We start from the raw sequence: 12968 nt of genomic DNA on the forward strand, positions 1-12968 counted from the left end.
CACCCGGGCGTACTGGTAGCGGCTGATATCGCCGGACTTGTGCTGCACCTCGAAGTGGGAACTGCTGCTGAGCGAGTTGCCGCCCAGCAGTGTTACCGTCGCGTAGTCGGTGACCTCCGTCTGGTAGACGGAACCGGCCTCGCCGTAACTGCCGCTCACCAGCATCAGGTGCTGGCCGTTTAGGCAAAGGCGGTCTTCCACCTGGCCCAGGTAGGGGCGGTTCTCATTGCCCACGGCGGCGATGGCGATATTGGGGCAGCGGTAGACGGCGCCCCTGGCCGCCTCCAGGCTCCAGCCCACGCCCACAACGCCGTTGCCGCCGCCGCTGCTGTAGCTGAGCCCCACCTTCGGCTGCATGCCGTTGCGGCCCGGCGGCACCGGCATCTCCACGCCGTAGCTGACATTGCCGCCGCTGATGCTGGCGGACTCGCTCAGGCTGCCGACGTACTCGCTGGCGGGTACGGGCAGCGGAACCACACCCGCGTCGTCCACCAGGCCCTCGACGGTGATATTGACCGTCACGTCCCCGCCTGGTGTGAAACTGCAACCGGCATTGTTGCAGGCTTCTACCTTATATTGATACTGATCGTTCTCGCGGACGGTGTCGGTATAGGAGGTTTCGGTAAAAGGCGATTCATCGTCGTCTCCCGCCACAACATCCTCTGTTCCCGGAATGATTGCCGAACCATCTCTCCGCCACCGGTAAACCCTGTAAAAGTCCGCTGCGCTGCCGCCGCTGCGGCTCCAGGACATGGGCACCGAGCCGTCGTTGCTGTCGGACGGCGCGGAGGACCAGGACACCAGCGGCGCGTAGAGGAAGTCCAGCGATACCGCGCTGCTCCACTGGCCGCAGATGGGAGCGCCGTCCATCGGATTGTCCTTACAGGCCCGCACCCGGAAGCTATAGTAGCCTTCGGAGTGACCCTCGATATCCAGATCCGTAGCGTCTGCCTCTACGATATCGAAAGGCTGCCAGACAAACTCGGCGCCCTGACCCTTGTGCTGGATCTCGTAGTAGTCCAGGGGACCGTTGTCCCCCGGCGCATCCCAGCTGAAAATCGCGTTGCCGGGGACCTCGGTTGGGGTTATCTCGGGGTTGCGGGGTTGATTCGGGCGGTTGCGTACATAGACTTTTTTCCTATCCACGCCGATTGGACCACAGCCCGCGTTATTGCATGCCTGGGCTTTATACTCGTATCTGTCGTCCGCCCGATTCGGAACCAAGTAGGAATTGTCATCAGACTCACCGATTTCTTCAAAAAAGACCGGGAAGCCACCTTTTTCCTCATAGATCTTATAGTAAGTGACGATACCGGATGATGCACCCCAGCTAAGGTTGATATCGCCATCGGTATCGACATAGTCGCCACCGAGACTGCCCGGCGCGGAAGGGGCGGGCTCGACGGTGACACTTACGATATCACTGAAACCGGAGCAGGTATCAGGGCCACCCTCGCCGTCCTTGCAAGTTGCTGCCTTGTAATACCAGGTACCCGCAGGTTTGTTGCTGAACGAGTAGGCATCACCCGGTCCATCGTACTTCAAGGACCAACCCGTAACACCATTTGAACTCTCATACAGCTCTACGGTATCCAGTTTTCCAGTCCAGCTTACCGAGTAATTGCCTTCATCGTACTCGGGCACACTGAGTGTAGGAACTGGCAGCGTTACCGCTGCTGCGGGAAATGAAATTGCTGCCAGAGAAGCTGCAAACAGGCCAGAGGCTATCCCCCTGCGCTTTGCTCTCAATAACTTGCTAAAGTAAAGCACCATTTTACCCCAATTTACGTTTTTAGGATTAAGGCGCTATTTTTTCATAAGAGCAAAAACAAAGAGCAAGCCAAACAGGTCACCAGTAGGCGAGTCGGGCCGGAGAATCGCAATCCTGTAGATGTCAGAAGTATATTCTTTCCAACAACATCCACTCTTAACGCGGAAAGTAATGAGCGTTAAACTTTCATATAGAATGAAAACAAAGTGGCACGCACAGAGTGATCACCAGGAACAAAAAACCCGGCTATGCCGGGCAAAGGACAGGCTCAGGAAGAACCCATGCAACAAGCGTCAAAACTACCGGGTTAAAGACTCTCGAATTCCTCCAGCCATCCCCATCCCTGGCTCCACTCGTCGGTGATCTTTCCATCACGGACGTAGAAAATATGCATCACCTCCCCCTCGGCCTTTTTTCCGGAGGCGCGATGAACGCCTTTCCAGGACTCGCGGGTTGCCACCCTGCCACCCTGCACGATCACCTCCTCGACGGAGACCCGGAGCTCATCAAATGCCTGGTGAAATTCGCCGATAGCGCCCTTGATACCAGCCACTCCCGCAGGCTGCCCGGGAAAGGCGCTGTGGTCGACCATGTCCGGCAGGTAGATTTCATCGATTACGGCCATGTCCTTCCGGTTGAAGACCTCGTCGAACAGGCGCATTACCACCCGCTTGTTTTGCTCGATGGACATTTGCTCTCCCTCCGTCATGGAAACCTCTTTTGCGAAAACCGACGGCGCCAGCAGAATTCCGGCGAGAAAGCCGAATGCAAGGACCAAGCACTGCTTCATGATGTACCTCTCTGTTTGGTCTGGCCTTTAGAACCCGCTTCGTGCATCGGGGTCGGGACGTTCATTCTCCCAGAGTAGTCACGATACAAGGCCAGTCAAACCGGCCAGTGTCCGGCGGCTTGGGACAGTTTTTGTTTACAGTGCGCCAGTCGCGTCAGCGATCGCTCTCCACCGGGTGGTGTGCCGACAGCCACTCGGGAAAGCCCTCCTGCATACGGCGGGCCTTACGCCCCCTGCTCCGCAGCAGGGCCACGGCCTCTACCGAAAGCATGCAATAGGGCCCCCGGCAGTAGGCGATCACCTCCCGGCGCTTCGGCAGTTCCGGCAAGCGCGCCTCCAGCTGGTCCAGGGGAATGTTGACGGCACCCGGCAAATGCCCCTGGGCGAATTCATCCGGGGGGCGCACGTCCACCAGGGTGACCACGCCGTCCTGCAGGCGCTGCAGCAGTTCGTCCATGGCCACCGGCTCCAGCCCTTCCCGCTCCTGGAAATAGTTGGCCACCAGCTCGCGCATTTCCGCCAGGTGGCGCTCCGCCACACTGCGCAGGGCTCCCACCAGGTCCACCACCTCGGTACCGGAAAGGCGGTAGTGGATGTATTTGCCCTCCCGTCGGCCGGCGACCAGGCCCGCGCGGCGCAGGTGCTGCAGATGCTGGGAGACATTGGCCACCGGCAGGCCGGTCCGCGAGGCCAGCGCCTCCACGCTGTGTTCCCCCTGGGCCAGCAGCTCCAGCAGTTCCAGGCGGTGCTCCTGGCCCATGGCCTTGGCCACCCGCGCCAGCTGGGCCATGACCAGCCGCTTGGGATTCGTACTTGACATTCGTGAACTCTCCATCACATCATTCAATTAATCGATTGAATGATAAATTGAAATCAACCCACCAGACTGGGCGGCCCGGCCGCCGGGGAAGCGGATGACATGAATGACGCGATACTTGCACAGGAACCCCTGATCCGGCTAGGGGCCTTCGCCGGGATATTCTGCGCCGTGGCACTGGCGGAACTGGCCCTGCCGCGCCGACAACAGGAACACCGACGCCTGCGGCGCTGGCCGCACAACCTGCTGCTGATGATGGTGGATACCCTCGCCCTGCGGCTGTGCTTCCCGCTGGCGGCCGTGGGCGCCGCACTGCTGGCGGAGGAACGGGGCTGGGGATTGCTGAACCCACTGGCGCTGCCGGGCTATATCGTCTTCCCCCTTTCCCTGCTGCTGCTCGACCTGATCATCTACACCCAGCACCGCCTGTTCCACGCCATGCCCTGGCTGTGGCGACTGCACCGGATGCACCACGCGGACCTGGAGGTAGACGTCACCACGGGGGTGCGCTTCCACCCGCTGGAGATACTGCTGTCCATGGGTATCAAACTGGCCGCGGTGATTGCGCTCGGCGCACCGGCGGTAACGGTGCTGGTCTTCGAGGTAATACTCAACGCCACCTCCCTGTTCAACCACGGCAACCTGCGCCTGCCCGCGCGACTGGAACCGCTGCTGCGGCTGCTGCTGGTCACCCCGGACATGCACCGGGTGCACCATTCCACCCTGCCGACAGAAACCAATAGCAACTTCGGCTTCAACCTGCCCTGGTGGGACCGCCTGTTCGGCACCTATCGCGCTGAACCGGCGAAGGGGCACCGGGGGATGCAGATCGGCCTGGACACTTTCCGCGATACGCGCGACCTGCGTTTGGACCAGCTGCTGTTGCAACCCTTCCGCAATGCGCAACCTCGCAAACTGCAACACGGAGCCAAACAACAATGAAACGCAGACTACCCATACCGCGCCTGATTGCCGGCGCCCTGCTGCTACTGGCCATCGCCACCGCCTACACCCAGCGCGACAGCCTGGACCCGGCGACGCTGGAAACACTGGTCGCCAGTGCCGGCCCGGCAGCGCCGCTGGTTTACATCCTGCTCTACGCGCTGGCGACGGTGCTGTTCGTACCCGGCACGGTGTTCGGCCTGCTGGGCGGCGCCCTGTTCGGCCCTGCCTGGGGCACCGCCTGGAATCTTGCCGGCGCGACCCTGGGCGCAGCGCTGGCCTTCCTGCTCTCCCGATCGCTGTTGGGAGACTGGGTGGCGAGGCGCAGCGGGGAGCGGTTGCGGCCGCTGATGGACGGAGTGGCCCGGGAAGGCTGGCGCTTCGTCGCCTTTACCCGGCTGGTGCCGATTTTCCCCTTCAATCTGCTGAACTATGCGCTGGGTGCCACGAGCATCCGCTTTCTGCCCTACCTGCTCACCTCGGCCCTGTGCATGCTGCCGGGAACCGCGGCCTATACCTACCTCGGCTACCTGGGCCGCGAGGCCGCGGGCGGCGCCGAGGGGTTGGTGCAAAAGGGACTGATCGGCCTTGCCCTTTTGGCTATCGCCCTGCTGCTGCCGCGCCTGTTGCGTCACCTGCGCCGCCCACCACTGCAGTGGCAAGACACTGATTCCCTGCGCGCCCAACTCGCAACGGACGGACCGCTACTGCTGGACGTGCGCAGCGCCGAAGAGTTTGAGGGGCCACTCGGGCATATTCCCGGCGCCCGCAACCTGCCGCTGCCGGACCTAGGGCAGGAATTGCAACAGTTACAAGATTGGAAAGACAAGCCGGTGGTTACCGTGTGTCTCACGGACCGACGCTCCGCAGAAGCGGCGCGACTGTTACAGGCCGCCGGCTGGCAACAGGTGCGGGTGTTGCGCGGAGGAATGAAAGCCTGGCGCGGGCAGGAACCCTGACGCCATTCAGAGAAAATTCCGCAGGGCCTGCACCACCGACACCCGCCGATCCATGTGCAGGCTGTGCCCGGAGGCGGCAACTTCCAGCAGGCGGGCGTTGGGCATTCCCCGCTGCATGCGCCACGCGCTGGCGGCAGCGGTGACGGCGCTGGCGGCCGCCCGCAGGATCAATGATGGGCAGATGATCCGCTGCAGCAGGGACCAGTGCAATGCCTCGCTGACGGAAACCAGGCTCACCCATTCCACCAGGCGCGCCGCATCGAATTTCCACCGCCAACGCCCATCGTCTCCGAGACGAAGGTTGTTGAGCACAAATTTACGGGATTCCCCATGGTTATTGCTGTGGCCGCAACTCTCAATATACTCGGCCACCGCCGATTCCGGGCTTGTGAAGCTGGCGGCGGCGCAGCGCCTCAACATCGCGCCCAGCCTGCGGGTGTAATCGAACGTGGAAATGGAGGGGGGATCTGTATCCAGGATGGCCAGGCGCTCCACCCGCTCGCAGTTTTCGGCCGCAAACATCCAGGCGGTAACAGCGCCCATGCCGTGTCCAACCAGCCGGAAGGACTGCAGGCTCAGGGCATCGGCGAGAGCGTCTATATCCGACACCATGGCGCAGGGGCTGTAAGCGGCGGCCCGGCCGCTGGCGCCGTGTCCCCGCTGATTGGGAACCAGGACGCGAAACTTGCCCGCCAGCGCGGCAGCCACGCCGTCGAATTCCCAGGCATGCCCGGCCAGGTCGTGCAAAATCAGCAGTGGAGGCGTGCCGGCGCTGCCCCATTCGCGGTAATGGATAGCCAATTCATTTAGCTCAATGACCTTGTCCACTACTCCGGCCCTGGGGTGACCAGGAAATGGCCTATCTAGTCGCACTGGACAGCAAGTTCTCGAAGCTGCATCTCGCTGGCACGCCTATCCCACCTTGCGGATTCGCCAGGCTCCAGCATCAACGACCAGATCAGCAGTCCGTTTTCCTCGGTTATTGACTCGACTTTCATTCCCTGTACAGAAATAGTGGCTCTTCCAGTGACAAATTGTTTCACAGGGACGGGTATGACGGCAGGCGGTATGGGTACGAGGCTGTTCGTTTATGCCAGCGCTGCACCTTATGAAAAACGACGTATGGTCTGCTTCGGGCCTATTAGCTGTAGCAGATGACTACTGGCAGGACTTCACGCCCGCTTGCCACTCCCGGCGCAACAGGCTGAACAGTAAAGAATCGCGGACCTCTCCCTCCCTCAAGTAACGCTCCCGCAACAGCCCCTCGCGCCAGAAGCCGAGGGCCTTCAACACACGAATAGCGGAGGTATTCCTGGGGTCAGTATCCACTTCGATTCGGCGCAGCCCGATACTGTCGAAAGCATGGTCAACCAGCACTGAAATAGAGCGCGCCATCAACCTCATACCCCAGTATTTCTTTCCGAGCGCAAAATCGATTTCCGTCTTGCCGTTATCACGGTCTATATCAGACAGCGTGACGGTGCCGACTATCTCCCCGCCCCAATGCACTCCCCACTGATAGAGGGATCCTTCCAGGCATCTGCTGTGCACAGTCTCCAGCAGGTCGGCCGCATCCTGAGGACTTTGCAGCCTTGGAATAGACATATAGCGGACTACGTCAGCATCGGAGAAGATAGCGTAGAGAGAGGGGACATCTTGAGGCCCAAGCCAGCGCAGCACCACACCCCTGCCCTCAAGCCTGGGAAGCCATTCCCGGAGCTCACAGGAACTGGTCATATTGTACTTGATAAGGCTATACACTGGATTGATTAGAAAACGAGTTTATTAATCGGAACATCAAAACACACGCTATCAAACTCGCTCAGAAACCAGGCGCACCATTCCAGACAAACCGCATTCATTGCGAACAGAAAACCCGTGTTCCCGCAATCTTTCCTCCAACCAGGTGGGGCAGAGACGCAGCTTCTTGTAACGGCTGACGCTCATCTTCCACTCCTGGCCATCCTTTCTATGCAGAATATCGTAGACCCAGAGGTCATTATCGGAATATTCCAGGAAGCAGGTCAGGATTTTACGATCGTCACTGCGTACGGGAATAATCCTGTTCTCCGGCGGAGGAATAGTTGAATAATCACGCAGGCTAATAACCAGGCGACCACCGCTCCGAAGTGCGGCGCTCGCCTCCTCGAGCAGGTGAACCACCGATTCGTGGTCGGGCAGGTGGGTAAGCGTATCCCCCATGCAGAGTATCAGTTCCGGCCTGTCCGGCAGGTGTCTGCGGAACAACAGCAAGTCGTCTTGAACAACTTGTATCGGCAGCCTGCCACGACGATTGCGCAACTTGCCCAGCAGAGGCTCGCACATGTCGATGGCAACCACGGAGAAACCTCGATTCGCCAGGGGGATGGCATGCATTCCGAAACCGGCGCCCAGATCTACTGCCACCCCTATGTACCTCGGGGTGGCATCGATCATAGCCAGCTCAGCCGATCCGCGGTCCATTGCGGACTCGGAGCCTCCGACCATCCAGCTATAGATCGGTCCCAGATGCTTGTCGTAGTGTTCTTTTATCGATGTCATTAAAGTTGACTATTTTGGAACCAGAGTTTAGGGCGATCCGGAAACACCAGCGGACGTTCGTCTGTCAAGAGAACCACCCAAACCACCCTTCTGAATCTGGTTCTTAATCATTTCGGATGAGTTGTGGGATACCCTCTCCCGCTCCATGGCCGTCATACAGACCTTTTTTCTCATGTGGGAACCGGTACTTCGGACAACCTTGCAGGTCTTTTTGTCCCTCTCTTCAGCCGCCTTAGCGGCAGCCGCACTTGCCTGCCCCGCCCCTGGCACTGAGGCGACATCCTGTCTTCCGCCAGCCACAGAGGCACAACCAGCCAGCACACTCATACTGAGCATAAGGGAAAAAATTAATTTCATACTCATAGAAACACCCCGTTCTCTAAACAGCCTGGAATGCACTCAGGCATCCCGTAAAAGGGTGAGGGGGATTGTCACACGGCATCACCCGTTAAGCCGCTCTCTTTCGGGACAGGATTCGGCCATTTCGGCCAAGCGGGGCGGGTAATCTTTACACGATGCAATAACCGGGATCCGGAGAACGCCGTTTGGACATCATTACCATGGAAGCATCTTTAGCATCCAAGACTCCTCAAGTGCTCAATCTTTTCGGACATGGACCGAACCAGATCGTTCATCTTGATAGGTGGCAATACGCCCAACTCCCTCAATTTATTGATACTTACAAACTGCAGGTTCAGGCAAGGCGTTTTCTGTTGAAACTCACACAGGGCCTCATTGGTTATGACCGGCATATAGTTAGGAGAAAGACCGCCAAGTATTTTAGAGGGTAAAAGCAGCTTTTCCGGCCTGGCCGGAGATGTACTCGACATCCTCGCCAGCAAAAACCTATACTCGGGCTTCTTGAAGAAGGCACCGGGAAATATCCACAACCGGGACGGCTGCAGGCACTCGGCGGCTACACCATCGAATATGGCATCTGAATACGGGTCTGTGGAGAGCAGTATAGAAATACACTGCTCGGTATAAACCTCCAGAAAATAGCTCGTATACAACTGGTTGACTGGATCATCTATATAGACGCTAAATATATTTTCAATGGATCGCGCAAACTTCAGGGCGAGCATTTTCTCCTTAAAGTTATCCAGGTTCCAGAAACTTTCTTTTTCAGCTACAGCTTGTGCGTTATCAGATTGTACTTTTTGCACCACCATATCCATGATTTAACTTCCTTATCCAGAGTTTATTTTCATCAGAAGCCTACTGTGTGGCTAATTACATGTTTTGCTCCAACACATGTCTCCAGGATCGGAAAACATCCCATCGTTATCTCGATCCCACCCCCTTTCCCCGCTGGCGCTAAGCTGCAAATCACCGTCATCGGACTGTGCATTTTTGGCCTGCGCCTGCAATACATAGGAGTCATCGTCGGCAGCAACGATTACCAGGTCATAGGTCTTTTTACTACTGTCGAGAGGCGCTTCCGCGGGGAAAATTGCAGGAAGTCCGGTATCGCTGCCGCCGGCTGCAGCACCTGCATAACTACCTGTTGCGGTAAAGTGCCGTTCCATCGACTGCGCCAACCCCATCAGCGCGCCCTGGGCATCAGCACGATTCGCCGATCGTACATACTCCTGATAGGAAGGCCAGGCTATAGCCGCCAGAATCCCGAGGATCGCCACCACGATCATCAGCTCGATCAGTGTGAATCCCTGGTTCTCATTCATCTTTTGCCCCCAAAGCGCTCATTATTGGCAAGCATACCGACTCCCAGATCATTTCGATCCCCGGATTAGAAAGGCGTGACCTCTTCCCAGGACAAGCGCCCTTCCCTACCCGATTGTCCCAAGTTGATATCGCGCGAAACAATCGTGCCAGCGCTGGTCGGTATATATTGTTTCTTGCCATCCAGGAAACCAGATTTGTTTGGGATACCCTCGGCAATCATCTGCCCAACCAATCCCTGATCGGCACTGTCGATGTTTCCATCGTTATTAGCATCAAATACCGCGAACTTCTTGGGCGCCAGCCCGGTGCGCACATCCACCGACATCAGCCAGCCATAGCCGCCCACTGAGCAGACCTTGGCCGAAGGAACCAGTGTGTTGAAAAAGAGTAGGTCGCGCAGGAGGTCGGGACGACTGACGATGCGCTCGCCGGCATCGTCACCTGTCGGCGCATTGCCCGTACGCAGCTGGATATACCATCCGTACTCCGTGCTCCAGTCGATCTCGTCTCCGGTCAATGTACGGTGGGTGGCATCTGTACCATCCGCTTGAGTGACGCTGCTTTCGGCAAGGCTGCGAGCCGCCAGGTCTCCCTTGTCCAGGCCATAGGTGCCATTGTCAGATACTGCATAGAAGCCGCCCGCCGTGTTGGTCGTGGTATCCGCAGATGTCAGGTACTGACCGGTACCGAAGGTCACCAGCAAATTGGGCTCATTTCCATCCCGGTTGGCGGTATTGCGCAGGACCAGCGGAGCGGCGGTGACAGGCTCGGCCTCGCCGGCAGAGAAAAGCGGTTCGGGGCTACCCAGCGCATCCGACGCAACCTTCCAGTCGCCAGCCGTGGATACGTCGAATGCCCACAGATTGCCTTTCAGGTCCCCGGCATAGATCCGGTCCACGACGCCGTCGAGATCGGCGTCGACGATCGCCGGTGTGGACATGCCGTTGCGGCTATCCACATCCGCGGTACCCGTTGAGATATAGGTGTAGCTGTTGCCGCCCCCATCGTCACCGTCCAGGTAGACAATGAACAGGCCGGCATCCCCGGTATCACTGTTGTAGCCGTTGCCGAATACTGCCGCCCATTCGCCATTGGACATCAGTGCTATCTGTGGGCGGCTGAAGCTGTAGCCGAGGTTTTCGTCTTGCGCGCTGGTGAACTCCCAGAGCACCAGGCTGGACGCATTGGCTTCGCTGAAACTCCCCGGGTCCGTCACGTCGAGAGCGAAGAATCCCTTGCCACCACCGCCGAGCCCGCCAACTAGTACAGTCTTCCAGCTCCCATCGACAAATACATCTGAAACCGTCGGTGTTCCGTCCACATAGTAGATATGGCGATACTCCTGCGAGGTCAGGGCATGCAGGCCGTACTCCCGCTCAGCACTCAGCACTGCCGACGGCGAGTAGGCAATCAGCTCCCTGCCCGCATTGGACCCACTTGTCCGCGCATTGAAGCCGTGCAGGAAACCGTCGTTGGCGCCCACATAGACCATCGGTGTACGGGTGCTGTGCTGCGACTTGAATGCGGAGTAGCTGTTCGCCCCAGTGGGGAAAGGCACGGTATCCGGCCAGTTACCGTTTGGCGCACCGACATATACCGGGCTGGAGTTGATGATATCCCCAAGGCGGCCGCGCCGTTTGCGAAAGGTATCGCTCGCAGTGCCCTCGTTGCTGCGGTCCCCGCGCAGGTACTCGATCCGCTCCGAGGCCCGGCTGTCGACCACAAGGGACCCGTTCGACGTATTGATGCTGAGATCCTGTGTATGGGCATTCCCGGAGTCCGAAAGGTCGACGCCTCCGGGCGTGAAGGCCACACCACCGACGCCCTCCCGGTAGGTGAGTATCACCCGGTTGTCCGGACTGGCACTGTCCAGCAGGCTTCCGGCTTCCCAGGCCGGAGTGTCGGAGACCTCACCATTGCTATCAATCTCCAGTGCGGAAAATTCTCCGCTCCAGTCCCCACTGTTGAATTTGGCCTTGAAGAGGGCGGAGCCGGCCTCCAGCGACGAGGAATTGAAGGCCAAGGCACTGGAGCTGCCGACAATCTCGTGGACGCTGTTGGCAATCTTGTTGAAAATCCCCGTCAGGTCGCTGGCATCCCTGGCGTCGTACAGGCCTCCGCCGCCCAAAAAGCCCGAGTTGATCATCAGCGGGGTTTGTGACAGGCCGTCCTCGGCAAAGCCGATCATAAAGCTGGTGATATTGTGCTTGACTTGGGTGCCGTCAGGCTTCGTCAGGTCTGGGCGCAGGTCAATGTCGTACAGCGCCTTAACCACGTCATCCATTTCATGGATTCTCTCGCCGTCGTCATAGCTGTAGCCCTGGTTCTCATCCGTACACCCGGCGGGGTTGTCGCTGCAGGCAAAATCGTATCCCTTCAGGTGACTGCTGATTTCGTCATCCCGATGGCTGGGTTCGCCGTCGGTCAGCGCCACCATAAAGCTCTTTTGGCAGTGGTACTGGATGGCGCCGCCGCTGATGGTGTTGTCGGGCTTCGGCACTCGCGGGCTGACATCGTTCCAGTCCGGCTCATTGGCAAAGATCTCCCAGCCCGGCACAGACACGGTACTTCCATCCTCATCGACATAGGTCAGCGGCTGGTTTTCATAGCCGGAAATAAAGTAACGCCCCACCCCGGCGAAGGTCTCTGCCAGTGGCGTGGAACTGCTGGTATCCACGGCGTCTATCCGCTCGTGAAGCAGGCTTCGATTCTCCGGGGTAAGTTCCGATACCCCAAACAGCGCTCGACCTCCGTTGGTGCCGCCATCAAACTGCATCAAACCGACACGCACACCGGACAGGTTGGGAATTAGTTCGTGCAGGACATCCTTCATGATATCGACACGGCGGACACCCACCTTGGATCGGCTTGCGTTGCCATCCTCGTCCAGGAATCTGGCCGCCTCATAGACGCCGAGATTATTTCGATTGGAGAAATACCAATTCAGGAAATGCCCGCTAACGTCTTTCGTCCGGTAGTCATTATCATCTGTCTCGTAATAGCTTGCAGTACTTCTATCTGCATACAGCCACGCCTCATCATACTTGATGTCGTCATCAAAGCAGTTGTGATCCGTATCCCAGGTTCGCCAGATACCGTCGCCAATGGTGAACTCTACAGCACCAACATTGCTTCCCGACAAAGCCACGCGGAACTCAATCTCCGATTTTTCAAAATCCCCGGGATCATCCGGTTCTTCGTATCGGTATCCGATCGGATTGGCGCAACTGGCGTAGGTAGCGTTTTTGTCATAGCCGAGTGGACCCGGAACTACATCCTCCATGGAGCCGGACGAGTCCATCACCAGCATGATATTCGGCGGCGCGGAGCTCTTCGCATATAGCGGAACATCGGACAGGTCCCCGGGGGCTGCAGAGGCGCATGTTGCCCATGTCATCAGGAATCCGGCACTGAGTCGGCACATTGAAAGAGACAGCTTCGAGTTCTGGTTATTCATATTTC

10 protein-coding genes and 1 pseudogene are annotated in these 12968 nt (G+C 58.4%); 2 read left to right on the forward strand and 9 right to left on the reverse strand.

The window, feature by feature from the left end; translation table 11 throughout:
• From AC6R19_RS10700 to AC6R19_RS10710, 3 genes are all read right to left on the reverse strand, one after another.
• A partial coding sequence (locus AC6R19_RS10700) for a SpvB/TcaC N-terminal domain-containing protein (protein ID WP_500579814.1) occupies positions 1 to 1545 on the reverse strand: 1545 nt, incomplete at its 3' end.
• Positions 1546 to 2078: 533 nt separating this feature from the next.
• Positions 2079 to 2462 (reverse strand): ester cyclase, encoded by a 384-nt coding sequence (locus AC6R19_RS10705; protein WP_500579815.1) that lies wholly within the window; start codon positions 2460 to 2462, stop codon positions 2079 to 2081.
• Between the two features lie 253 nt (positions 2463 to 2715).
• On the reverse strand, positions 2716 to 3381 hold the full coding sequence (locus tag AC6R19_RS10710) for an ArsR/SmtB family transcription factor (protein ID WP_500579816.1): 666 nt from the start codon (positions 3379 to 3381) through the stop codon (positions 2716 to 2718).
• Between the two features lie 99 nt (positions 3382 to 3480).
• Here AC6R19_RS10710 and AC6R19_RS10715 point away from each other — a divergent pair, with 99 nt between their 5' ends.
• Positions 3481 to 4320, forward strand: coding sequence for a sterol desaturase family protein (locus tag AC6R19_RS10715; RefSeq protein ID WP_500579817.1), 840 nt, complete (start codon positions 3481 to 3483; stop codon positions 4318 to 4320).
• On the forward strand, positions 4317 to 5279 hold the full coding sequence (locus AC6R19_RS10720; RefSeq protein ID WP_500579818.1) for a VTT domain-containing protein: 963 nt from the start codon (positions 4317 to 4319) through the stop codon (positions 5277 to 5279). Before AC6R19_RS10715 ends, AC6R19_RS10720 begins: the two co-directional genes overlap by 4 nt.
• 6 nt (positions 5280 to 5285) lie before the next feature.
• Here the strand turns inward: AC6R19_RS10720 and AC6R19_RS10725 are convergent, their stop codons facing one another.
• From AC6R19_RS10725 to AC6R19_RS10750, 6 genes and pseudogenes are all read right to left on the reverse strand, one after another.
• Positions 5286 to 6107 carry an alpha/beta fold hydrolase gene (locus AC6R19_RS10725; protein WP_500579819.1) on the reverse strand — a complete coding sequence of 274 codons (822 nt, stop codon included), beginning with the start codon at positions 6105 to 6107 and terminating at the stop codon, positions 5286 to 5288.
• A gap of 330 nt (positions 6108 to 6437) precedes the next feature.
• Positions 6438 to 6962, reverse strand: coding sequence for a GNAT family N-acetyltransferase (locus AC6R19_RS10730; RefSeq protein ID WP_500579820.1), 525 nt, complete (start codon positions 6960 to 6962; stop codon positions 6438 to 6440).
• Positions 6963 to 7091: 129 nt separating this feature from the next.
• Positions 7092 to 7715 carry a class I SAM-dependent methyltransferase gene (locus tag AC6R19_RS10735; RefSeq protein WP_500579821.1) on the reverse strand — a complete coding sequence of 208 codons (624 nt, stop codon included), beginning with the start codon at positions 7713 to 7715 and terminating at the stop codon, positions 7092 to 7094.
• 677 nt (positions 7716 to 8392) lie between these two features.
• The gene (locus tag AC6R19_RS10740; RefSeq protein ID WP_500579822.1) at positions 8393 to 8998 is read right to left on the reverse strand and encodes a hypothetical protein; all 606 of its coding nucleotides are present in this window, start codon (positions 8996 to 8998) and stop codon (positions 8393 to 8395) included.
• A 51-nt stretch (positions 8999 to 9049) separates the two neighbouring features.
• Positions 9050 to 9505 (reverse strand): type IV pilin protein, encoded by a 456-nt coding sequence (locus AC6R19_RS10745; protein WP_500579823.1) that lies wholly within the window; start codon positions 9503 to 9505, stop codon positions 9050 to 9052.
• Positions 9506 to 10107: 602 nt separating this feature from the next.
• Positions 10108 to 12963: pseudogene (locus AC6R19_RS10750) on the reverse strand (pilus assembly protein); the annotation flags it as partial.
• Between the last annotated feature and the right edge of the window lie 5 nt (positions 12964 to 12968).

It is taken from the genome of Microbulbifer sp. SE14 (assembly GCF_059834885.1).